We start from the raw sequence: 23,690 nt of genomic DNA, 5'->3' as shown, positions 1-23,690 counted from the left end.
AGAAGCTGCTTTCAAAGTTTTACGCCTGCAGAACGGGGAGCTGATGAGGGTTGGCGTTGGGCTTTTCCCCGCTGGAAAAACCCTTCGCCAACACCGCTCTGAAGGAACGACTGTGCTCGTGACGCTTTGAAAACAGCTTCTAACGGACATTGGCGCCTTAAAAGGCTGGCTGATTCTACGGCAAAAAAAATTTAAAGGTAAGTTGGGCTCTCAACTTTGAGGGGTGATGAATGTTAGACAAAGGGCTAACATGCCGGCCTGTTCTGCTTTCCCGTGCTTTGTTGACCTATGCCCAATCAGACCATCAAGACCCCCTGCGTCGGCCTTTGCTCCACTGTTTACGGTGACTTGGTCTGCCGTGGCTGCAAGCGTTTCCACCATGAAGTGATCAACTGGAACGGTTACAACGAGGAGGAAAAGCGCGCGGTATGGCTGCGGCTGGAGCAACTGTTGTCCCAGGTGATGGCCAGCAAACTGGAGGTTTTCGATCCCCAGCGCCTGCGTCTGCAACTGGAGCAGCGCAAGATTCGCTTCGTGCCGCATCAGTCGGAATATTGCTGGGCCTATCAATTGATCGCCCGTGGCGCGCGGGTGATCAACAATCTGGACGCCTACGGGATGGTGTTGATGCCGGAGTTTCGCGACTGGAACCTGCCGGAGCTGCGGGATGCGATTGATCGGGAGTTCTTTTTGCTCTCCGAGGCGCATTACCAGCGTTACATCGCGCCCGGGTTCCTCAAGGATGCGTTCGGTGGTTAACCCTTAAAAGCTTCGCGGGCAAGCCTCGCTCCTACAGGTGAACACGTAACCCTGTAGGAGCGAGGCTTGCCCGCGAAGGCGCACGGATGGGCACCACACATCTCAATGATGCGACACCATCTCCTCCAGATGATCCTCAATCTCCAGCGGCTTCAACACCAGCACATCGCTTTCCACCGCATCCAGCACCACTTCCGCCGTATTGCCGATCAACGCGCCGGATAACCCGGACCGCGCCACCGTGCCAATCACCGTCACCGCCGCGCCCAGTTTATGGACCATGAACGGAATCAACACATCCGCCGGACCTTCCTCGATGTGCAGGTGCTCATTGTCGATGTCGAACTCGGCTTGAAACGCGATGCACTGTTCGCGATAGCGCGCCTCGATGGTTTCGCTGAGCTGCAGCGTAGGGTCCGCCGCCGACAACATCGGTGATGGATGAGCGCTGACCACATGCAGATGCGCCTTGGCCAGGCTGGCGATGTCATAACCGTGATCGATGATGATGTTATGCAGATGGCGATGTTCGTCATCGGTATTGCCCACGTCGATCGCCGCCAGAATCACACCGCCCGTCCAGGGTTTCGAGGTTTTCACCAGCAGCACCGGGGTCGGACAGTAACGCAACAGTTTCCAGTCCGCCGGGGTCAGCAGGGCTTTTTTCAATGAGCTGTCGGGGTAATGCTGCTTGATCACCAGCCCGCAACCTTCGGCCTGCTGCACATCGACGATGGTTTCGTGCAGGCTTTCGTTCCAGGCCTGCTCGGTCGTGACGCTGTAGCCGTCCTGAAGCAGCGCAGCCTTGAGCACGCCGAGCATGGCGCTGTGGTCATGCTTGCGGTCGCACACCAGCAGATGCAGGTGCGCCTGGGTTACCCCGGCAATCAGCTTGGCCCGTTTAAGCGCCAGGCTTTCCGAGTGTTCGGGTTCGATGACCACCAGAATGCTGCGAATGGCTTGCATGATCGGGATCTCCAGAGGGTAAAAAAGCATGGCGTTGCACAACTATAGTTGCTGGTCGCGCATCCGGGACTTGATGCATATCAACGGTCGTGGCTGGTGGTCTGGCGGCGGGCCGGTATAATCGGCGCCCTTCGTTTTGAACCTTTTGTCCGTGAGCCCCATGATCCTTCCCGAAATTCACGAGTTCCTCGGTTGCCGCACCCCTGACGGCTGGGTCCAGGCCGCACTGGCCGATCAGGAAACCTTGCTGATCGACCACAAGAACTGCGAATTCAAGGCGGCCAGTACGGCATTGAGCCTGATCGCCAAGTATCACTCCCACGTCGATCTGATCAACCTGATGTCGCGGCTCGCCCGGGAAGAACTGGTGCACCACGAACAAGTCATGCGCCTGATGAAAAAGCGCAAGATCGAGCTGCGCCAGCTGTCGGCCGGGCGTTACGCCTCGGGTCTGCGCAAAGTAGTGCGCAGCCATGAACCGGTCAAGCTGGTCGATACCCTGGTCGTCGGTGCGTTTATCGAAGCCCGCAGCTGCGAGCGGTTCGAGGCGCTGGTGCCGCACCTGGACGAAGAACTCGGCAAGTTCTACTTCGGTCTGCTGAAAAGCGAGGCGCGGCACTTCCAGGGTTACCTGAAACTGGCCTACCAGTACGGTGACGCCAAGGACATCGCTCAGGTGATCGAGCGGGTCCGCGCTGCCGAGCAGGAACTGATCGAATCGCCGGACGTGGAGTTCCGTTTCCACAGTGGTGTCCCAGCCGCCGCATAACCCGTAGGAGCCGGCTTGCCGGCGATGGCGGCCCTGAGATTGCCATCGCCGGCAAGCCGGCTCCTACAAATGTCGGTTTTGGTTTGGAATTGTTAAAAACTCTTAAGAGTATGAAACATCACTGAAAACCGGCCCCAGAGGCCGGTTTTTGCTGCCTGCAATCGCCGCCCCGGCGCTGATTGACGCCATAATGCCGCCCACTTCACACAAGAGTTGGCACGCGTTCGTTATGGATAACCTGGGTTTTGGCAAAGTTCTGCTGGTGGAAGACGACGAAAGGCTTGCCGGGCTGATCGCGCACTTCCTGTCCCAACATGGCTTTGAAGTGTTACAGGTGCATCGCGGCGACCTCGCGTTGGCCGCGTTCCTCGACTTCAAACCGAAAATCGTTGTACTCGACCTGATGCTGCCGGGCCAGAGTGGCCTGCACGTGTGTCGCGAAATTCGCAGCGTGTCCGATACGCCGATCGTCATTCTCACCGCCAAGGAGGACGACCTCGATCACATCCTCGGCCTGGAATCCGGCGCCGACGACTACGTGATCAAGCCGATCAAGCCACCGGTATTACTGGCCCGTCTGCGTGCGCTGCAACGCCGGCAAACGCCGGACAGCACTGTCTGCAGCTCGCTGGAATTCGGCCATCTGAGCATCGACCGCAGTTGTCGCGAAGTGCGCCTGGCAGGTGAGGGCATCGAACTGACCACCATGGAATTCGAATTGCTGTGGTTGTTGGCCAGTGCGGCGGGCAAGATTTTGTCCCGCGACGATATCCTCAACCGCATGCGCGGGATCGCCTTCGACGGTCTCAACCGCAGCGTCGATGTCTACATCAGCAAGTTGCGCGGCAAGCTCAAGGACAACCCGCGTGAACCGGTGTGCATCAAGACCATCTGGGGCAAGGGTTACCTGTTCAATCCGTTCGCGTGGGAGCTGTAAATGCTGCGGTTATTTCTCGGTCTGTTTGTGATGATGACGGTTGGCCTGGTATTGGGGCTGCAAACCGTCGAGCGCACGTTCGATGCGCTGCTTGCTGGTCAAATGCAGAGCTACAACCGCGAGGCGGTGCGAGGTCAGGCCTGGTCGCTGGTGGAGCAGTTGCGTGGCCTGGACGGTCCGGCCCGGGAACGCCAATTGGAAGCCGTGCGCCCTCACTACGGTTTGGGCCTGAGCCTGGTCGAAGCGGATCAACTGGCCCTGACCGATCAGGAAAAAGCCGAGTTGGCCCAAGGCCTGCTGGTGCTGCGTGACAAGTACACGCAGTTCATCTCGCGCATTGACGACGGCTCGCAGGTGCTCAGCATCAAGCTGCCGGCCGAGCCGAGTCTGATGCCGTTCTACATTGCCGCGGCCTATTTGATGATCGCGGTGATGATCGGTTTCGTGTTGTTATTCTGGGTGCGCCCACACTGGCGAGATCTGGAGAAACTGCGCCTCGCCGCCGAACGCTTTGGCGACAACAACCTGTCGGCGCGGATCCAGCTGTCCAAGCGCTCGAACATTCGCGACCTGTCTGAACATTTCAACCTGATGGCTGCGCGTATCGAAGGCCTGATCGCCAATCAGCGTGAGCTGACCAACGCGGTGTCCCATGAATTGCGCACACCGATTGCCCGGCTGTCGTTCGAGCTCGATCAGCTCAAGCAACAATCCGATCCGAGCCAGCGTCGTGAACTGATTGCCGACATGTACGCCGACCTCGGCGAGCTGGAAGAAATGGTCTCGGAGCTGCTGACCTACGCTAGCCTTGAGCGCGGTGCCACGGTCATTACCCGGGAGAATATTCAGGCCAACAGTTGGCTCGACAGCGTGGTCGGCAGCGTGGCGTTGGAGGCCGAGGCGGCCGGGGTGCAACTGCTGATTGTCGAGTGCCGGGTCGATGAGGTGCGCATCGAGCCGCGCTTCATGGCGCGCGCGGTGATCAACCTGCTGCGCAATGCCATTCGCTATGCCGAAGAGCGAGTGGAGGTGTCGTTGGTGCGCACCGGTGATCAATACGAAGTCCAGGTCAACGACGACGGGCCGGGCGTGCCGGTGGACGGGCGGGAGAAAATCTTCGAACCGTTCTCGCGCCTGGACGCCAGTCGGGATCGCCGCACGGGTGGCTTCGGCCTGGGCCTGGCCTTGGTGCGGCGGGTGTCGCAGTCTCATGGCGGGCAAGTGCAAGTGGCGGATTCGCCGTGGGGCGGGGCGTCGTTTCGCATGACTTGGGTGCATCAGGATTAGTTGTGTGTTGCTCTTGCGGACCCCTTCGCGGGCAAGTCGGATCGCCGCACCGCTCGCTCCTACAGGTTATGAGTCGATCATGAAAACACCGACAACCTGTAGGAGCGAGGCTTGCCCGCGATGGCGTAATTCGCATCACCTCAAATCAGAAGCTGTACACGACCTGCCCAGCCACCGACGTCTGCATCCGCTTCTCGACAATCGGACTGTCCCCCGCCTTATCACTCAGGTATTGCACCGCCAGCACCGTCGTAAAACTCCATTCATCATTGATCGGCAGCGACCAGGTCAGATCCGCCCCCCGACTCACCAGGCCACCCTTGGTGTCATACGCCTTGAACTTACTGCGTGACGCCTGAGCGCCGCTCACGCCATACCAGGTGCGCATGTAATTGCTGTCGCCGAACTGACTGTTCAGGCTGCCGACGAGCTTGCCGTAGTCACCTTCATAAAACGGCGCGCTGATGCTCAGCTTCAATCGGTTCCAGGCTGAGCCGGTGTCTTCTTCGTCCTTGTCTTCTTCAAGCGCATGTTCATAACTGGCGCCGAGAATGATCGGCCCCATGTGATAGGTCCCGTCCAGCCCGAGCAAGGGACGCGACTTGATCGAGCCCATACCGTTCAGCTCATCCGAGCCCTTGAGCCCGCTTTTACGGTCCTTGCGCACATCACTTGCGCCGACGTAGACGCTGAGACCGAAGTCGTCTTCGTCAAACGCCCAGCCAAGACCCTTTTGCGTGTCGAGAAAGAAACCATAAGGGCTGACGATTTCGCCGCCCAGCAGCGGCCCCGTCACGCGCTCAGCGCTGCCGCTGTAACGCGGCGCACTGGCGGCGCCAGCGCGCAAGGTGTAGTGCCAGTCTTCGGCATACAAGGAAGTGGAGGGGAGGAGCAGGCAAAAAGAGGTCAACGGCAAATACAGCGAACGAAGCATGGGAGCACCCTGGGTGATAGTGGATGCGCCCATGCTAGGCGGGTGACGCCCGGCAATCTTTGGCAGCTTTGTCGCAAAACTGTCAAAGACTGTGAACGGGTTTGGTGAGCAGTGAGTCGCCTGTGGCGAGGGCGTAAATCCCTCGCCACAGGTTCAGCTTAGAAGTCCCACTTGGTGGTCAGCATCAAGTTGCGCGGCTCGCCGTAGAACGTGGTGTCGAAGTTGCCCAGGCCGGTCAGGTATTTCTTGTCGAAGACGTTGTTGGCGTTGGCGGTGAAGCTCAGGTGCTCGTTGTACTGGTAACGGGTCATCAGGTCCACGAGGGTGTAGCCGCCCTGTTTGATCCGGGTGTAGTCGCCAGCGGGAGCGCTGTAGATTTTGCCGTAGAAAGCACTCTGCCAACTGATGCCGCCGCCGACGGTCACTTTGTCCAGGGCGCCAGGCAGGCGATAGGTGGTGAACGTGCGCACAACGTGCTCAGGCTTGCTGGTGGACAGCGGGTAACCGAAGATCCGCTGTTCGTCTTTATCACGGGTGCGTGCGTAGGTGTAACCGGCCGTCAGGTTCCAGCCCTCGGTCAGTTCGCCGGCCAGTTCCAGTTCCACGCCTTTGGTGGTGGTGCCGTCCACGGCTTTGTAGATGCCTTCGTTGGTGATTGCGTTGGTGCCGGTCTGCTCGGCGACGCCGTCCTGTTCGATGCGGAACAACGCCAGGCTGGCATTCAGCCGGCCATCGAGGTAAGCGGCTTTCAGACCGGTTTCGTAGCTGTCGCCTTCAACCGGCGCCAGGGTCATGCCACTGGCATCCTTGTTGGTCTGTGGCTGATAGATTGAGGTGTAGCTGGCGTACACCGAGTACACGTCGTTCAGGTCATAGATCACGCCGGCATAAGGCGTGACGATGCCGTGTTCCTTGTAGCTCGCTTGGGTGTCGTCCAGCGGTGAATCCGCGTTGTAGCGGTAGTCTTCGTTGTACTTGAAGGTGCTCAGGCGGCTGCCGAGGATCACCGACAGATCATCGGTCGGACGCAGGCGAGTGGCGAGGTACACACCGTTCTGGCTCTGGGTGCGTTCGTATTTGCCGTTTGCCGGGAATTCCTGTTTCGGCAGATGGCCGTCCCAGTCGTAGATGCTTCCCGGGACCATTTCGAAGGCGCTGGTGTCGTAGGTGGAACCGGTCTGGCGGGAGTGGGACGCCATGACGCCGGCTACCAGGTCATGCTCGCGACCGCCCAGGGAGAAGGGGCCGGAGACGTTCACGTCGGCGGTGTCCTGCACGCGATGACCTTCCCAGCGACCCCAGAAAAGGAACATGCCGTCGCCGGTGGCGCGGTTCGGATTGCCGCCGCTGGCCGAGGCCAGTTGGGTGTCGTGATCGGTGGTTTTCTCGCTGAGGCTGGCCTTGACTTTCCAGTCGTTGGCCAGCGCTTGTTCCAGCGAGGCGAAGTAGGTGATTTCGTCGAAATCACGGCGGCTCCAGTCGGCTGCCGGGTTGAAGCTGCGTGAAAAGTCGGTACGGCCGCCGTCGGAGAAATACGTCGGGTTGCCGGTCCAGGAACTGCCGCGAGGTGTGGCGCTGGACTTGTCGATGCCGAATGTCAGCAGGGTATCGTCGGTCAGGTCGGCTTCGAGGATGCCGTAGTACAGGTCTTTCTTTTGGCTGTAGTGGTCAATGTAGGAATCCTTGTCCTGGTACACGCCGACAAAGCGCCCGCGCACGTTGCCCGAGTCAGTCAGCGAACCGGAAATATCACCGGTGGTGCGGTAGCTGTCCCACGAACCGACGGTGCCGCTGATCGAGGCCTTGAACTCTTTGGTCGGCTTCTTGCGGATCAGATTGACGGTAGCGGACGGGTCGCCCGAGCCGGTCATCAGGCCGGTCGCGCCCTTGACGACCTCGATGCGGTCAAGGCTGGCGGAGTCGTCGCTGTTGTTCGGGTTTTCCCCATAAACACCGTCGTACGGCTGGTTGACCCCGTCGTACTGGAAGTTGGTGATGGCAAAGCCGCGGGCGGAAAACTCGGTACGGTCGCTGTCGTATTTCTGCGTCGAAACACCGGGGGTGTTACGCAACGCGTCGCTGATGCTTTGCACACCGCGATCGTCCATTTGCTGGCGGGTAATCACCGTGACCGATTGCGGTGTTTCACGCAGCGACAAGGGCAGGCCCGTGGCCGAAGACGTTGAGCCAGTGGTGTAGGAATGGGTGTCCTCGGTGGTCGCGCCCAAGGCGACACCATTGATGTTCGTCGCACCCAGTTGCAGCACGCCATCGTCCTTGGCTGCCGTTTTGCCGGTGGCCGTTTCGGCGGCATGGGCGGAGGAGGCAAGGCTCAGCAGAGCGGCCGGAAGGGCCAGTGCCAAGGGGCACAGGGCAAAACGAAAACGCGCAGCAATTGGGTGCGACATGGAGATCCCTTTGTATCGAATCGATCGGTAAGTGAAAGGCTTCTGAGGGTTAACCGAACGAAAAACGCAAAGGGGAACTGCCCTGTGAAAAAAATCGAGGTTTTGATTAGCGAGCCAGACCCAGTCGCTCGTGCCCCACTGACCCCAAACCGATCCTGTAGGAGCCGGCTTGCTGGCGATAAACGAAAACACGGTCCCACTGGCCCCAAACCGATCCTGTAGGAGCCGGCTTGCTGGCGATAAACGAAAACACGGTCCCACAGACCCCACACCGATCCCGTAGGAGCCGGCTTGCTGGCGATGAACGATAACGCGGTCCCACTGGACGCCCACCGCCCGCCAAGTCAGCATGAGCACCTCGAATCGGGAACCGACCCATGCGACGATTACCTTCCCTTGCTGCCCTCAAAACCTTCGAATGCGCCGCCCGCCACGCCCACTTCGGCCGGGCCGCCGCAGAGTTGTGCGTCACCGACAGCGCTGTCAGCCATCAGATCCGCCAGCTCGAAGAGCAACTGGGTGTGTCGCTGTTCATCCGCGAAGGCCGGCAAATCCGTCCGACCATGGCCGCCGGGCGCCTGATGCAAAGCCTGCAGCAAGCCTTCGAACTGATTGGTGAAGCTTGCGATGAACTGCGCGATCCGTCGTCGCTGGCGGTGTTGCGCCTGGCGGTGACGGCCGAACTGGCGCAAAAGTGGTTGATGCGTCGCCTCACGGATTTCTACGCGCGCTATCCGCATATCACCTTGCATCTCTACGAACAGCCAATCGACGCCACCGCGCCGGGGGAAGACATCGACCTGGCGATCACCTATGGCACCGGCCCGGTGGACAGCAGCGCGTACTTCGTTCGGCCGTTGCCGGCATTGCAGTTTTTCCCGGTGTGCAGCCCCGGCCTGTTCAACCAGGGCGCCCTGAAAACCCCGAAGGACCTGGCGCGCCACTGCCTGCTGCACGACGATCAGGACGGCAAGACCTGGACCGCGTGGCTCACCAGTCATGCCGGCGATCAACGCCCCGAACGACAGTTGTATTTCGCCCATGCCGGCCTGGCGCTGGAGGCCGCGGCCCAAGGACAGGGCGTGGCCATGGGCGATAACCTCACGGCGCAGGAAGACTTGCTCAGCGGTCGACTGGTCCGCCCGTTTACCTCAAGCATGACTGCGCTGGGCCAATACGCGCTGGTGTGTGAACGAGTGCGCCTGGAGCGTCCGGCTGTGGCGCAGATGCTCGAATGGTTCAACGATCAGTTGATCGATTGATGAGTTTAATTCAACTATTCCGCAATTATCATCGTTGGCGAGGAGGGCGCCGACGACCTTAGCCTGTGGTCATTCCAATCCCCGTCAACGAGGTTTGACCATGGCACGTTCGCTCGACACCACCCCAAAAAAAGACGGCTTCCGCCTGCCCGGCGAATTCGAAACCAAGGCCGGTTGCTGGCTCGGCTGGCCGGAGCGCACCGATGTCTGGCGCAACGGGGCCAAGCCGGCGCAGAAAGTCTGGGTGCAGATCGTCACCGCCATCTCTCAAAGTGAACCGGTCACCGTGTGTGCCTCCGCCGCGCAATTCGCCACGGCGCGCCGTCAGTTGCCGCCGCAAGTTCGCGTGGTAGAAATGACCTGCAACGACACCTGGTTCCGGGACAGCGGTCCGTGCTTTGTGGTGAATGACGCCAGCGGCGAAGTACGCGGCGTCGACTTCGAATTCAACGCGTACGGCGGCCTCGATGGTGGCTTGTACTACCCGTGGGACAAGGACGACCAGATCGCCAGCAAGATCCTTGAAATCGAACGTTTCGACCGCTACCGCGCACCGCTGATCGCCGAACTCGGTGGCATCCAGAGCGACGGCCAGGGCAGCATCCTCACCACCGAACAATGCCTGCTCAACCGCAATCGCAACCAGCACCTGGGCAAGGAAGAAGTCACCCGGCGGCTGACGGACTACCTCGGCGCAGAGCAAGTCATCTGGCTGCCGCGCGGTTGCAAGTTCGACGAAACCGACGGTCACGTCGACGACCTCGCGTGCTTCGTGCGTCCCGGTGAAGTGGTGCTGCAGTGGACCGACAACCGCGATGACCCGCAATGGGAAATCTATCAGGAAGCCTACGATGTCCTGCGCAGCACCCGTGACAGCCGTGGCCGCGAGTTGATCGTACACAAACTGCCACAACCCGACGTGCTGGAATGGACTGCAGAAGAAGCCGAAGGTCTGGACCAGCAAGACAGCACCCACACCCGTCAGGCCGGTACCAAAATCTGCGCGTCGTATATCAACTACTACGCCGGCAACACCTCGATCGTGGTGCCGTTGTTTGGTGATCGTAACGATCAGGTGGCACTGGCGACACTGGCTGAGCTGTTCCCGCAGCACAAGGTCGTCGGCATCGAAAACTCCCGGGAAATCCTGCTCGGCGGCGGTAACGTCGCGTGCATCACCATGCCTCAATACGCTGGTAAAGGAGTGTGATCATGGGCCTGCACAAACTGACTCAAGCGTTATTGCTGGTGCTTGCACCCTTGTGTGTGCAGGCCGCCGACAGCGCCAGACCGGTGGTGAACCTGTACATCTGGGGCGAATACCTGGCCCCGGATACCCTGACCAATTTCGAGAAAAAGACCGGCATTCATGTGGTCGCCGATCATTTCGATTCCCTGGAAACCGTCGAGACCAAACTGCTCACCGGCCGCAGTGGCTACGACTTGGTGCTGACTGCCGGGCAGCACCTGTCCCGGGCGATCCAGAGTGGGGCGATTCAAACCTTGAACCCGCAACAACTGCCGCACTTTGCCGGCGTCGGTGACGAGTTCCGCCAGCACATGGCGGTGTTCGATCCGGGCAATCGTTACGCCGGGATTTATGCCTGGGGCACGACCGGTGTGGGTTATCAGGAAGAGGCCGTCAAAAAGCGCCTGCCGGAGGCGCCAACGGACAGTTGGGCGATGCTGTTCGATCCGGCGGTGGTCTCGAAATTTGCCGATTGCGGCGTGAGTTTGCTCAACGATCCCAACGAGGTGTTCGCCGCGGTGATGAAGTACATGGGGCTGGACATCAACCGCCAGAACCTCGATGACCTGAAGCTGGCCGAGCAGCAACTGGCGAAGATCCGGCCGTACATCCGTTACTTCGACAATGACCTGAACATCAGCGACCTGGCCAATGGCAATACCTGCGTGGCGATGTCGTGGAATGGCAACGTGGCCATTGCGGCGGGCCAGGCAGAAGCCGCGAAAAAACCGTTCACGTTGACCTACCGGATACCGAAGGAGGGCACGTTGATCTGGTTCGACGCCATGGTCATTCCCAAGGATGCGCCGCATCCCGAGGCCGGGCTGGCGTTGATGGATTACCTGATGACACCGCAAGTCATTGCGCCAATCACCGACACCATTCACTACGCCAATGCGATCACGGCGGCGGATGACTTGATCGCCCCGGCGATTCGTAATGATCCGGGGACGTATCCGTCGGCGCAGGTAAGGGCTTCGTTGTATAGCAAGAATGACAATGGCAAGGCGTTCAACCGGGCGTTGATTCGGGCGTTCAGTCGGTTGAAATCCGGGTTGTGACTGGCTTTGGATGATGTATTGAATGGGCTGGCGCCATCGCGAGCAGGCTCGCTCCCACAGGGGATCTCCAGCGTTCACAAAATCCCTGTAGGAGCGAGACCGGCTTGGCGGCGAATTACGATAATGCGGACTATTTGGCTGGCACCCGCCACAAATACCAGGAAGCTACTGTCCGATAAGGGCTCCAGCCCAAGCCGATCTCGACCATCTGCTTGCGCGTCGGCTGTACCTCAAGGCCCTTCAACCGCCGATAGCCCTCACGCACCCCAAAGTCATCAGCCGGCAGGATGTCCGGCCGCTCCAGGCTGTAGATCAGCAGCATCTCCACGGTCCATCGCCCAACGCCGCGCAAGGTAATCAACTGCTCGATCAACGCCTCATCGTCCATGGCCAGCGCCGTCGCATAGTCCGGCACCACGCCGTCCAGCGCCGCTTGAGCGATGCCCTGAATGGTCGCGATTTTGCTGGCGGAAAAGCCGCAACTGCGCAGTTGATCAAACCCGCTCGCCAGAATCTGTTCGGGCCGCGGAAACGAGGCCGAAGGAAACAACGCCAGCAGCCGCCCGACAATCGCATCACCGGCCCTGGCGTGCAGTTGCTGATAGGCAATTGCCCGCACCAGCGACTCATACGGGTCGCGAGCCGCATGAGGCTGATGCAGGCAAGGACCGATGGTCGCGATATGGCGCGCCCAATCGTCGTCAATGGACGCCAGAAAACGGGTCGCAGGCTGATAGGGATCGGACATGAGGATCAAGCGTTTCCGACGGATTTCAGCAGGGCGTTCACTTCCCCGTACGTGAAGGCCTTGAGCTGGCTGCTGTCGAGTTTGCCGGTCTCCAGAAACCCCTTGGCCAGGCCGGCCATGGCGCCGTACAGAAACTCGGCGATTGCGGAACCCGCGCTCAAACGCCGTACACCCAGCGCTTTCAACGTTTCAGGGGCGGGTAACCCCGGCAACGCGAGTACGTTCACCGGCAGCGTGGTGCCACGGCACAGCGCGGCAATCTCGTACTCCGCCGAAACACCTGCCGCGAACAGCCCGTCCGCCCCGGCCGCTTGATACAGCGCGGCGCGTTTCAGTGTTTCCGCGACGCGGTCTTCGGCCGGCACCAAGGCCTTGAGGTACACGTCGGTGCGGGCGTTGATGAACAACTTCACCTGACGGCGCTCCGCAACCTGGCGTGCGATGGCGATCTTGCGCGCCAGCAGCTCGGGCGGCGCAGCACCGTCCTCGATGTTGATCCCGACAGCGCCAGCGGCGAGCACTGCATCAACCACTTCGGCAACCCGTGCCAAGTCATCGGAATAGCCGGCTTCGATGTCCACGGTCAACGGCAGCGAAATCACGCGGGCGATGGCCTCGACGCTCGATACCAGGCGTTCGAGCGGCAGGGTGTTGCCGTCTGCGTAACCATGCGCCCAAGCGACTGCCGCGCTGCTGGTGGCCACGGCTTTGCAGCCCAGTTGTTCAACGATGCGGGCCCCGGCGGCATCGGCAACGTTGGTGAGAATCAGCAGGCCGTCCTGATGCAGCCTGTGGAATGAGTGGTCGAGCGTGTCCATCGATTTCCTTCCTTATGAAAACACCGAGTGATCAGAACGCGAGTTGATGGGTGATCTGCACCGCCGCTTTTTCCAGCCTGAGCAGAAACGCCTTGCGCGGTTGTCCTCCACCATAGCCCGTCAGCGAGCCATCTGCACCGATCACCCGGTGGCAGGGCAAGACAATCGAAAGGCGGTTGTGCCCGTTGGCCAGGCCCACGGCGCGACTGGCGCCAGGCTTGCCCAGTCGTGCGGCGATGGTGCCGTAGGTGCTGGTCTGGCCGTAAGGGATTTTCGCCAGTTCGGCCCAGACTTGCCGGGAGAACTCGCTGCCGGGCAGGTGCAGGGGTACCTTGAATTCGGTCAGTTTGCCGGCGAAATAGTGCGCCAGTTCGTCTTCGATTTGCTGCAGGTGAGCGTTGTGACCGGGCGCCACTGCGTAGCCGTAACGGTTCTGCAAGGCCTCGACTTCACGGGTCAGCGCCGGCCGATCCAGAAACTCCAGCAGCACCAGCCCACGCCGTTCGGCCATGGCGATCATCGGCCCCAACGGGGTGGTCAGGCGTGTGAACAACAGTGGTTCGCTGTGGGCCGCGCGGCCGGGTGTGATGTGAAAGGATTTTTGAAACGCATCGCGAAATCCACTCAGCGATTCGTATCCCGAATCGAACGCCGCGCTGTCAATGGAGTCGCCTTGTCTGATCCCGCCCAGCGCCATGCCAAGGCGTCGGGTACGCAACCATGCGTGAAAGGTCATGCCGAAATGCTGTTTGAACCAGCGGCGCAGCTTCAGCGGCTCAATGCCCTCGGCCAGCAGTTGCACATCGGTCCAGCGCCGTTCGGGATCGGCGTCCACCGACTTGAGTAGCCTTTGCACCCAGTCCGGAGCAATGGCGGCAGCGTCCAGCGGTTTGCATCGCAGGCAGGCTCGATAACCGGCGGACAGGCACTCATCCGCATGGGCGAAGAACTCGACATTCTCCGGTTTCGGCTTGCGCGCCGTGCAGCTGGGGCGGCAAAAGATCCCGGTGGTTTTGACCGCGGTAAAAAACACCCCCTCGTACGCGGTATCGCGCTCGAGCATGGCGCGGACCATCTCGGCATGGGGAGGGAGCAAGGTGTCTTGTAAGTTCATGGCATGAGCATAAGACGCGGCGCTCGGCACCTCCACCGGAAAATCGACAGTGAATTCCAGTAAGCAGTCGGGCTCTACGTGTTCTCGATTCCAGACTTGTTCTTCTGACGGTCGATTAGTACCTGGGTAACGAGGATTCCCCATATAGCCGCTAACAAAAGATTGAACGTGATGAGCCTGAACACTGCAAAAAAAGCTCCGTATATCGCCATGGTCAGGATAGCCATACGAATGAGTGTCCAGTGAATGGGCTCCGATCTGATCGACGACAGTTTGAAAATGACAGGGCCAAAAAGCAGAGCCGAATACACTAGCAATCCGCTTAATCCCCCGACCATCAACATATAAAATGGCCAGTTGTGCACGTAGGCCACTTGTTTGGTCTCCGAAACGTTGTCAGCGGTTTCCCAGCGCATTTCGTGTTTGACTCCCAATCCATTGCCCATTATCGGGCGAGGCACAAACATTTCCCACGCGATCTGATATTCATTCAGGCGTGAAGAGATGTTGAAGTCTTTTGTCGTTTTATTGTCTGAAGATGCTTTTGATTGAGTTGAGTGATAGTTGTTGGGTGCGGACATTTTTGCTTCAAATATTCCGGTATCGTTCGGGGTTGCCTCTGTCGATATATTTTGTTCTGGGGTGAAAAGTACGGTTGTCGAAATAAGTGCGTCGGGCTCGACATTATTGTCAGCAGGCGTGATGTCGAATTCCGATGTTGGCAGGGCGATCAGGTGGCTCATTCGGCCAATCCAGATATCCTGAATGCCCGTAGAGTAAATGAATATCAAGCCCGTCGCGCTCAGGGTCGTGAGTATCGTAATAAATTTTGGTAGCACTTTTTTTCGGTAAACGATGAGGTAAACCAGAAATATAAACATCGCCACAATCGAGCTCAGTAACATGCTTCTGGTAAACGTGATAAGTATTGCGAACATGCAGGACAAGGCCATCAGGAAACCTGTCGTGACTGCGGCCTTCGGCTGCGCCAAGGAGGCCAGGGTCACGCCGATGACAAGCCCGACAGGCAAGAGGGCGTCCGTGGCCTGTGCGATCGACATTGTTATTCTGTCGCGCATGGGGCCAATGGCGCCGGCATGTTCAATGGCAACGGCTTCCGGGATTCTGAGTGTCTGGTCATCGACCGAAAGAAGCCAATAAGGCCGCCATATGTCGTTGTGAAAATAATGAAAAATAATAAATCCTGCGAGGAGGAATATTGACGTTGCGATTGAAACTCCAATCCAGCGAATCCGGTTTTCGTCTTTGCCGGTCAATACCGCAACAGGTAAAAAATTCAATATGAAAAGAAAGGGAATAATTCCCCTGATCCAGTCCCTGAGCGGGATGTTGTTGTTCAGCGCTACTGTCAGGTTTATCGTTATTGCTGCCGTGACTGCCAGTAATGTAAAACCCCAAAATTTCAAGTGCGAGCGAGCGGTGGGAGCGCGTAGGCACTCAAGAAAGGTGCCTGTCGTAATGACAACCAAAAGAACTGCAAATGAAAATTCTTGCAAACCAATTGTAGTGGGGGCCGGAGGTAGCGCAAATGCGAGTGGGAATAGTGCCAGCATCCCTAGCCATGGAGAAAAAACCGCCATTATGATAACTGAGGTCATGCCGGCGGCAGCGATGAAAAGAATAGTGTCGTTTTCTTGTATTAGACCAATAGCGGTCAGCGCTGCAATAAGAATTGCAGCGCTATTTTTAAAACGCATCATAGTGTTCAATACCATGAGTCACTCTCCCTCAGGAGAGCGTCTTTAGGATGGTTTGAAGCGGTTTGATATGACCAAATCGCCCCCGTCCATGATTCAACTTGCAACGAACCGGTCGATGCGATTAATTCAGCCGTTCAGCACAATTGAATTGCACATTCATGGGAGTTGTCTGCTCTGTGCTTATGAATTGGACCTTGACCAAAGACTGGGCAGGCGTGACTGCTGCCCGACGCGCTGAATAGATCATGAGGTGTCCTCGTTGGCATTCTTGGGAGCCCGTGCTTCAGGCTGCGGGCAGAAGAAGATACCGACACGCTCGGTTGCTGAATGTAGGAAAGTTCCTGAAATGGGTACTCCGCTTTCCCTGTATCAAGCGCCAGCGTCTGAAGCTGCGGAGCAGGCATCAAAACCCTGGGCAGGTGGTCAGCGGAGGAGGTGCAAGGCGAGGTGTGTGGGGAGTCACCAGTATCGTGGCCCGGCGGCGCCCAAGGCTAAGGGCATCGCGGTTTTCAATGCCGTGGACTCAAAAAATGGCGACCTGACCGCTTACTTATAAAGCCACCTCTTCCTTTATAGAGGACTGGCTTTTTCGACGATCGGCAAGTATCTGAGCAAATATCACTCCCCAGATAACGGAAATCAAAAGATTGAAGGTGATGAGCCGGAAGACAGCGAAGAAAGCACCATAGACAATCATGGTCAGTACGGCCGCACGAATAATGGTCCAGTGTGTCGATTCAGACTTGATCCTGGACAACCTGAAAAACAACGGCCCCATCAGTACGACCGAATAAACAAAGAAACCAGCGATGCCGCCGACCATCAAAATATAAAAAACCCAGTTGTGCACATAAGCAACCCATTTGGTTTGCAGCTCATTCTCAGCGGTCTGCCACTGCATTTCGTGCTTGATACCCAAGCCGTTGCCTAATAGGGGATGACTGACAAACATGCTCCAGGCGATTTTGTACTCTTCCAGTCTGGACGAAACGTTAAAGTCCAGTTTTCGTCTCAAGGAAGGGTCTCTGCTGTAAAAATCGTTCAGGTTGCCAGTTCTTATTTCCGTCAGTTGGCTCATTCGCCCGGTCCATACGTCCTGCATGCCAGTGGCGAACATGAAGACCACGCCAGCTACGCCCAACGCAGTTCCAATTTTCACGACTTTAAGCCGCAGTTCCTTGCGAAACATGAATATAAAAGCCGTAAACACAAATGTGATGAGCAGCGAACTCAGTAACATGCTTCGGGTGAAGGTGGTCAGTACGGCGAACAGGCAGGTCAAGGCCATCAATAAGCCGATGGTGACGATACTTTTGCGTCGAGCCAGTGTTGCCAGGACGACACCCAGCACGACCCCGACAGGTAATAAGGCATCCGTCGATTGCGCTACCATCATTGTCACCCTGTCGCGCATCGGGCCAAGGGCCTCGGAATAATGCAGGGCCGCAGTTTCGGACATTCTGACGACCCTGTCGTCTACCAGCACAAGCCAGTAGGGTCGCCAGATGTCGTTATAAAAATAGTAAAAAACAATATAGCCGGAGAGCATGAAGATTAACGTGGCAATGGATCCGCCCAACCAACGAATTCTGTTTTCATCGTTGCCTACGAGTATCGCGACAGACAAAAAGTTATAAATGAAGAGGAACGGAATTGCGCCACGCGCCCAATCTACCAACGGCACGCCGTTTTTTACCGCGACGAACAGGTTGACTGCCAATACAAGTAATCCGACAAGTAATGCCAGGCCGAAATATTTTAATGCCACCCGCATGCTGGCGGATCGTGAAAGTTTTACCAGTGCACCCACAAAGATGACAGCCAGTAGCAGGGCGAACGAAAGTTCGGTGATGCCGATGGTGGCAGGTGCCGGGGGAAGGGAAAACAGAAGGGGAAATAGCGCGAGTAACCCCAGCCAGGGAGAAAAGGCCGCCAGAATGATGAGTGAGTAAATTCCGGCGACACCCAGATAAAAAATAAAACCGTGTTGTTGTATCAGGCAAATAGCGGTAAGTGCTGCGACGGCAATTGTTGCGTTATTTTTATTGAATACCATATGTCTGCTACCTTGATTACCCCCGTGTCAGTAAAGGGGACCGCTTTAAGCGAGGGCCTCAAGTAGCTGACATTTTCAGTACAGCCTGAGTTCCATCGAGTAAAAGCGAGAGCCAGTCAAAACGATAATTCAGCCGGTTAACCTGATATTGACCAAGTTTCGGAATCGCACTGTTGGCGTGGCCAAATTGCCGTTAAATCACCCGCAGTGAGGCTAGACGCGGAGGGGTAGTGGCGCCACGACCATAGGTCGGAACAATTCTGAAGTGTCAGGACGTTGATATTCGAGCCAGTGTGGCGATGCCGCGCGAGGGTGGGGCATGGTCATTCGAGGCGGGAAGCATGACGCGGACACCTTTGTCCGCTCATGCAGAGGCTCAGCTTGAAGCGCAGCGAGGGGCGTTACCGGTAGCTTGAATGCCTGGATGCGGGATGGACCTGAAATGAATGATAAATCACCAGGCGTGAAACACTTCAACCACGGCGTGCCATCAGCAACACCGAAGCCGCCGCCGACAGCAACCCCGCACAGCAGCGATTGAAAATCCGCTTGCCCCGAGGTTTCGCAAACCAGCGGCGCATGTGCAGGCCCATGTAGGCGTAGGCGCCGATGGCAATCCATTCCAGGATCAGGAACAGCGCACCCAGCACCGCAAATTGCGGCGTCACGGCCTGGTTCGGGTCAACAAACTGCGGCAGGAAAGCAGTGAAAATCAGGATCGCCTTCGGGTTGCCGGCGGCCACCAGGAACTCTTGCCGCGCCAATGTCAGCATCCCCGCCGGCGCGCCGGTCACAACGTTTTCAGCCCCCGGATCCGCGCGCCACAATTGCCAGGCGAGGTAGAACAGGTACGCCGCGCCGATAATCTTGATCGCGTAGAACAACAACTCCGACGTTTGCAACACCACCGCCAGTCCCGCCGAGGCAAGGGCGATCATCCCGGCGAATGCCAGCAGTCGACCGATCCCGGCCACACACGCGGTGCGGTAACCGTAACGCGTCGAATTGCTGACCGACAGCAGGTTGTTCGGACCCGGTGCCATGTTCAGGGCGAAGCAGGCCGGGAGGAAAAGGGAAAGGGTGGCGAGGTCCATGATCGGCTCCAGAAGCGAGAGCGATATTTTTATCACAGGTGCCGTACGGCTCGACCCATACAGTGGCGAACGGCACGCCCCGTACAATCGCTTACTTCGCGAACTTCTTCGCCCCCGCCACACACAGAATCACCGCCACGGTCACCACCAGCATGCCGATGCTGACCTGCTCGTGAAGCAAGGTCGCCGCCAGCGCCAGGCCAAAAAACGGCTGCAGGAGCTGAAGTTGCCCGACCGCGGCAATCCCGCCCTGAGCCAGCCCGCGATACCAGAAAACGAAGCCGATCAGCATGCTGAACAGCGACACATAACCGAGGCTGAACCAGGCCGGTGTGCTGATACCGGAGAACGATGCGGGGGCGAGCCACCCGGTCAACAGCGCCATCACCGGCAGCGACAGCACCAACGCCCAGCAAATCACCTGCCAGCCGCCCAGTGTTCTGGACAGTTTCGCTCCTTCGGCATAACCGAGGCCGCACGCGAGGATGGCCAGCAGCATCAGGATGTCGCCTTCAGGCGAGGCGGTCAGGCCTTGGGAGGCCGCAAATCCCACCACCAGCAGGCTGCCCAGGACCGAGAAAAACCAGAACACCGGCCGCGGCCGCTCACCACCGCGGATCACGCCGAACACGGCGGTCGCGAGCGGCAGCAGGCCAACGAAGACGATGGAGTGCGCTGACGTCACGTATTGCAACGCCAGCGCCGTCAACAGGGGAAAGCCGACCACCACGCCCATGGCCACGATGAACAACGGCAGCAGTTGGCTCCTTGCAGGGCGTTTTTCCTTGAACAGCCACAGCATGCACAACGCCAGAACGCCGGCGATGGTTGCCCGGGCAACGGTCAGGAACACCGGGTCGAATTCCAGCACCGCCACTCGCGTGGCCGGCAGCGAGCCGCTGAAGATCACTACGCCGATCAACCCGTTGAGCCACCCGCTGGTGGTCTTTTCCCGGGGCTCGATGTGCAGGTTCGATACGCGTTCCATTGAGGTCACACTCCATGATTGTTTTCGCGGCGGGTTGCCTTGAGCGCATCGTATGGCTGACTATGAAGACAATCAAAAAATTGTCATGGATACATCTCGAGATGCCGCGCTCCCGATACAAGTCGCTGGTTGACACCTTTGCCACTGATATCCGTTGTGGACGTTTGCCGCCGGGCACTCGCTTGCCCACGCACCGTCAGTTGGCCGAGTCAGAAGGGCTGGCCCTGGTCACGGCCAGCCGGGTGTATGCAGAGCTTGAGGCGATGGGGCTGGTGAGTGGGGAAACCGGGCGGGGCACGTTCGTTCGGGAAACGTCGCTGCCGCCCGGCCATGGTGTTGATCAACCCGAAGTGGCCGCGGGCGTGATGGACCTGAATTTCAACTACCCTTCATTGCCCGGCCAGGCCGATCTGTTGCGCAACGCCTTGCGTCAGCTCGCGTTGTCCGGCGATCTGGAATCCCATCTGCGCTACCAGCCGCATGGCGGGCGCCTGCATGAGCGCGCGTCGGTCGCCAGCCATTTGCGCATGCGAGGGCTGAGCGTAGAAGCCGGGCAGGTATTGATCGTCAGCGGTGCTCAGCACGGCTTGGCGGTGACGATGATGGCGCTGCTGAAGCCGGGCGATGTGATCGCGGCAGATGCGTTGACCTACTCGGGTTTCAAAGTGCTGGCGCAAGCGTTGCACCTGGAAATCGTGCCCATTCCCGTCACGGAGACGGGACCCGATCTCGATGCGCTCGACACGCTCTGCCGGCGTCGTTCGGTGCGGGCCGTCTACACCATGCCGACCTTGCACAACCCGCTGGGCTGGGTGATGGACGCGGGGTGGCGGAACCAGCTCGTATCGATAGCGCGCGCCCACGACCTGTTGATCATCGAGGACGCCGCCTACGCGTTTCTCGCATCAGACCCGCCACCACCAGTGGCCCAATTGGCGCCGGAAAGGACTGTCTACGTTTCAGGGTTTTCGAAGAACGTCGCCACCGGCCTGCGTGTCGGCTTCGTTGCCGCGCCGGCTGAAAAGGTGCCGGCACTGGAACGCGTGATCCGGGCGACCACCTGGAATACGCCTGGCGTGATGACCGCGATTGCCTGCGCATGGCTCGACGATGGAACCGTCAGCAAACTTGAGGCGCAAAAGCGCGCGGACGCACAGGCTCGGCAAACCCTGGCAGCGGAGCTTCTGAAAGGGTTGCCCTGCATCACTCATCCTTCTTCCTACTTTTTGTGGCTGCCACTGGCGGAGGACGCCAGGGCGGACCAGATCGCCGTGGAGTTGATACAAGAGCAAGTGGCTGTTTCCACCGCCGAACCCTTTTCCGTCGCTGCCAATGCGCCCCATGCGATCCGGTTGGCGCTGGGGTCGGTGGACATGGATTCTCTTCGAGTAGCGCTGATCAAGGTGAAGCGGGTGCTGGGCGCTTATTCCTAGAACGGTTGGGCAGTTTTCTTCAATACGCGGACCAACCCGCACCTTACCGTGAGGCCTGGTTCAACTGAATTGAAGAAGGTATGCAATGAGTCTGATTATTTCGATGGCGGCGTTTGCCCTGGTGGCCTCGATTACGCCGGGGCCGGTCAACATTGTGGCGTTGAGTTCTGGTGCGCAGTTCGGTTTTCGCGCCAGTCAGCGCCACGTGGCCGGCGCAACGCTGGGTTTTGTGTTGCTACTGGTGTTGATGGGGTTGGGGTTGCATGAAGTGTTGCAGGCATGGCCGGCGCTGACGCGGGTGGTGCAACTGGCCGGCGTGGCGTTTCTGTTGTTCATGGCGTGGAAACTGGCGGCGGACAACGGGCAACTTGATGCAAAAGATTCTGCGCGTGCGCCGTCGATGGTGTACGGCGCGGTCATGCAGTGGCTCAACCCGAAAGCCTGGCTGGCCTGCGTGGCCGGCATGGGCGCGTTCGTCGCCGATGGCGAGGCGCGGCTGGTCTGGCAGTTTGCCGCGGTGTATCTGGTGATCTGCTACCTGTCCGTCGGCTGCTGGGCGTACGCCGGGACTTTTCTGCGCGGCTATCTGAACAACCCGGCAGGGATGCGCGTGTTCAACCGGATCATGGCGCTGTTGCTGGCGATGAGTGCGGTTTACCTGTTGCTGCCCTGATCGATCATTCAGCCGCGATACTGCCCCGGTGTCGCCGCCAGATGCTGTTTGAACGCCCGCTGAAAATGCGCCTGATCGGCAAACCCGGCTTCCAGCGCCACGTCGGCGATCAGCTTGCCGCTGCGCAGACGATCCTGGGCAAACTGGATGCGTCGGTTGACCAGAAATGCGTGGGGGGTCATGCCGTAATGCTGTTTGAAGGCGCGGATCAGGTAGGACGGCGACAGTTGCGCGGCGTCGCAAATATCTTCGAGCTTGAGCATTTGCGTGCAGTTGTCGCGGATGTAGTCAGCCGCGCGCTCCAGTTTGAAATTGGGCTCGCGCAGCGGTTGATCGCCGGGGTTGAGTCGTTGCTGCACTTCGGTGAAAAACTCGACCGCCGCGCTGTGTTTGCTCAGCACGTCCTGCTCGCTATCGACCAGTGTTTCAAACAACGCCTTCAGGCCGGCAAACAGGCTGGCGTCAGACGTATGGGTGATGGAAAACCGCCGAAACGCCAAATCGCTGCCGAACCCGAGCTGATGCTGCAAATCGGTGAGCCACGGCGTATCGACGTACAACATCAAGTACGACCACGGCTGGTCATTGATTGGATTACAGGCGTGGACGTCGCCGGGATTCATCAGCACTACGGTGCCGGCGCTGACCTCAAACTCCGATTGTTCATGGATATAGGTACTTCGCCCGGCGGTAATCGCGCCGATGGAAAAGTGTTCGTGGGCATGCCGGGTGTAACAGACCTCGCGCCCATCGGCGATGGAGCGGGCTTCAATGAAGGGCAGGGCATCGTCGCGCCAGAAGCGGGGGGCCTTGTCAGCGTCTTTGCCAGCGGTGGGCTTCATCGTCGGTGTCCTCGGCAGGTCAGCACCGGAGTGTATTAGCTCTCGCCGTCAAAGGCTCGTTGCAGTGCTGCGATATCGAGTTTTTTCATTTGCAGCATCGCCTCCATGGCGCGCTGTGATTTTGCCGTGTCGGGGTCTTTCATCATGTCCATCAGGGCGATCGGCACGATCTGCCACGACAGGCCGAATTTGTCCTTGAGCCAGCCGCATTGCTGGGCCTGAGGGACGCCCCCCGCGCTCAGGGCGCCCCAGAAGTGATCGACTTCCTCCTGGGTCTGGCAGTTGACCTGAAACGAGATTGCCTCGCTGAACTTGAACATTGGGCCACCGTTGAGGCCAGTGAAACTCTGCCCGTCGAGCTCGAAGCTGACCGTCATGACGGAGCCTTCAGGGCGGCCATGGAAGTCGAAACCGGCGTGGCCATAGTAGGTCGTGGCAGTGATTTTTGAATGATCGAACACCGAGCAGTAAAACTTCGCGGCGTCCTCCGCCTGATCGTCGAACCACAGGCAGGGCATGAGCTTCTGAACGCGTTGCATGGCGGTAATCCTCTGCACGGGGCACTCGTGCT

At 58.8% G+C, this 23,690-nt stretch carries 21 protein-coding genes; 9 read left to right on the top strand and 12 right to left on the bottom strand.

Annotated elements, in window-relative coordinates; genetic code table 11:
* Positions 1–288 precede the first annotated feature (288 nt).
* The gene (locus tag ACYZUC_RS06215; RefSeq protein WP_461994371.1) at positions 289–759 is read left to right on the top strand and encodes a DUF1289 domain-containing protein; all 471 of its coding nucleotides are present in this window, start codon (positions 289–291) and stop codon (positions 757–759) included.
* Positions 760–861: 102 nt separating this feature from the next.
* On the opposite strand, the gene ACYZUC_RS06210 is transcribed toward ACYZUC_RS06215, so the two are convergent.
* Positions 862–1,725 carry a universal stress protein gene (locus tag ACYZUC_RS06210; RefSeq protein WP_461994369.1) on the bottom strand — a complete coding sequence of 288 codons (864 nt, stop codon included), beginning with the start codon at positions 1,723–1,725 and terminating at the stop codon, positions 862–864.
* Between the two features lie 160 nt (positions 1,726–1,885).
* On the opposite strand from ACYZUC_RS06210, the gene ACYZUC_RS06205 reads away from it, so the two are divergent.
* The 3 genes from ACYZUC_RS06205 (at position 1,886) to ACYZUC_RS06195 (ending at position 4,718) form a co-directional block, all read left to right on the top strand.
* A complete protein-coding gene (locus ACYZUC_RS06205; protein ID WP_008028695.1) occupies positions 1,886–2,494 on the top strand; it encodes a MiaE family protein in 609 nt (202 codons plus the stop codon).
* Between the two features lie 229 nt (positions 2,495–2,723).
* Entirely contained in the window at positions 2,724–3,431 is a 708-nt protein-coding gene (locus ACYZUC_RS06200; protein ID WP_032828732.1) for a winged helix-turn-helix domain-containing protein, read from the top strand.
* Positions 3,432–4,718, top strand: coding sequence for an ATP-binding protein (locus ACYZUC_RS06195; RefSeq protein WP_461994367.1), 1,287 nt, complete (start codon positions 3,432–3,434; stop codon positions 4,716–4,718).
* Positions 4,719–4,863: 145 nt separating this feature from the next.
* Here the strand turns inward: ACYZUC_RS06195 and ACYZUC_RS06190 are convergent, their stop codons facing one another.
* Both ACYZUC_RS06190 and ACYZUC_RS06185 read right to left on the bottom strand, forming a co-directional pair.
* Positions 4,864–5,652 carry a MipA/OmpV family protein gene (locus tag ACYZUC_RS06190; RefSeq protein ID WP_461994365.1) on the bottom strand — a complete coding sequence of 263 codons (789 nt, stop codon included), beginning with the start codon at positions 5,650–5,652 and terminating at the stop codon, positions 4,864–4,866.
* 158 nt (positions 5,653–5,810) lie between these two features.
* Complete coding sequence (locus tag ACYZUC_RS06185) at positions 5,811–8,060, bottom strand: TonB-dependent siderophore receptor (RefSeq protein WP_461994364.1); 2,250 nt, start codon at positions 8,058–8,060, stop codon at positions 5,811–5,813.
* 377 nt (positions 8,061–8,437) lie between these two features.
* On the opposite strand from ACYZUC_RS06185, the gene ACYZUC_RS06180 reads away from it, so the two are divergent.
* From ACYZUC_RS06180 to ACYZUC_RS06170, 3 genes are all read left to right on the top strand, one after another.
* Positions 8,438–9,322, top strand: a complete 885-nt coding sequence (locus ACYZUC_RS06180) for a LysR substrate-binding domain-containing protein (protein WP_008028679.1) — start codon at positions 8,438–8,440, stop codon at positions 9,320–9,322.
* Positions 9,323–9,422: 100 nt separating this feature from the next.
* On the top strand, positions 9,423–10,532 hold the full coding sequence (gene aguA / locus ACYZUC_RS06175; protein ID WP_461994362.1) for an agmatine deiminase: 1,110 nt from the start codon (positions 9,423–9,425) through the stop codon (positions 10,530–10,532).
* Between the two features lie 2 nt (positions 10,533–10,534).
* On the top strand, positions 10,535–11,632 hold the full coding sequence (locus ACYZUC_RS06170) for an extracellular solute-binding protein (protein WP_461994360.1): 1,098 nt from the start codon (positions 10,535–10,537) through the stop codon (positions 11,630–11,632).
* 130 nt (positions 11,633–11,762) lie between these two features.
* Here the strand turns inward: ACYZUC_RS06170 and ACYZUC_RS06165 are convergent, their stop codons facing one another.
* The 7 genes from ACYZUC_RS06165 to ACYZUC_RS06135 all read right to left on the bottom strand — a co-directional run bounded on the left by ACYZUC_RS06165 (position 11,763) and on the right by ACYZUC_RS06135 (position 20,171).
* Positions 11,763–12,380 carry a DNA-3-methyladenine glycosylase family protein gene (locus ACYZUC_RS06165; protein WP_461994358.1) on the bottom strand — a complete coding sequence of 206 codons (618 nt, stop codon included), beginning with the start codon at positions 12,378–12,380 and terminating at the stop codon, positions 11,763–11,765.
* A 5-nt stretch (positions 12,381–12,385) separates the two neighbouring features.
* The gene (locus ACYZUC_RS06160) at positions 12,386–13,198 is read right to left on the bottom strand and encodes an isocitrate lyase/PEP mutase family protein (RefSeq protein ID WP_461994357.1); all 813 of its coding nucleotides are present in this window, start codon (positions 13,196–13,198) and stop codon (positions 12,386–12,388) included.
* Positions 13,199–13,229: 31 nt separating this feature from the next.
* The gene (locus ACYZUC_RS06155) at positions 13,230–14,312 is read right to left on the bottom strand and encodes a bifunctional transcriptional activator/DNA repair enzyme AdaA (protein WP_192227382.1); all 1,083 of its coding nucleotides are present in this window, start codon (positions 14,310–14,312) and stop codon (positions 13,230–13,232) included.
* A gap of 74 nt (positions 14,313–14,386) precedes the next feature.
* Positions 14,387–16,048, bottom strand: a complete 1,662-nt coding sequence (locus ACYZUC_RS06150) for an O-antigen ligase family protein (RefSeq protein WP_461994355.1) — start codon at positions 16,046–16,048, stop codon at positions 14,387–14,389.
* A 535-nt stretch (positions 16,049–16,583) separates the two neighbouring features.
* A complete protein-coding gene (locus ACYZUC_RS06145; protein WP_461994353.1) occupies positions 16,584–18,089 on the bottom strand; it encodes an O-antigen ligase family protein in 1,506 nt (501 codons plus the stop codon).
* 473 nt (positions 18,090–18,562) lie between these two features.
* Complete coding sequence (locus ACYZUC_RS06140; RefSeq protein WP_461994351.1) at positions 18,563–19,183, bottom strand: LysE family translocator; 621 nt, start codon at positions 19,181–19,183, stop codon at positions 18,563–18,565.
* Between the two features lie 91 nt (positions 19,184–19,274).
* On the bottom strand, positions 19,275–20,171 hold the full coding sequence (locus tag ACYZUC_RS06135) for a DMT family transporter (protein ID WP_461994349.1): 897 nt from the start codon (positions 20,169–20,171) through the stop codon (positions 19,275–19,277).
* A gap of 101 nt (positions 20,172–20,272) precedes the next feature.
* Between ACYZUC_RS06135 and ACYZUC_RS06130 the strand changes: the two genes are divergently transcribed.
* Entirely contained in the window at positions 20,273–21,604 is a 1,332-nt protein-coding gene (locus ACYZUC_RS06130; protein WP_461996824.1) for an aminotransferase-like domain-containing protein, read from the top strand.
* Between the two features lie 85 nt (positions 21,605–21,689).
* The gene (locus ACYZUC_RS06125) at positions 21,690–22,277 is read left to right on the top strand and encodes a LysE family translocator (protein ID WP_461994347.1); all 588 of its coding nucleotides are present in this window, start codon (positions 21,690–21,692) and stop codon (positions 22,275–22,277) included.
* 8 nt (positions 22,278–22,285) lie between these two features.
* On the opposite strand, the gene ACYZUC_RS06120 is transcribed toward ACYZUC_RS06125, so the two are convergent.
* Positions 22,286–23,119: an AraC family ligand binding domain-containing protein gene (locus ACYZUC_RS06120; protein ID WP_461994345.1), complete on the bottom strand. Its 834-nt coding sequence runs from the start codon at positions 23,117–23,119 to the stop codon at positions 22,286–22,288.
* A gap of 35 nt (positions 23,120–23,154) precedes the next feature.
* Positions 23,155–23,658: a VOC family protein gene (locus tag ACYZUC_RS06115; protein WP_461994343.1), complete on the bottom strand. Its 504-nt coding sequence runs from the start codon at positions 23,656–23,658 to the stop codon at positions 23,155–23,157.
* Positions 23,659–23,690 lie beyond the last annotated feature (32 nt).

The organism is Pseudomonas sp. GT1P32, from assembly GCF_054897805.1.
Note: the sequence above shows the minus strand (reverse complement) of the source record. Positions and strands in the feature narration are given on the sequence as shown.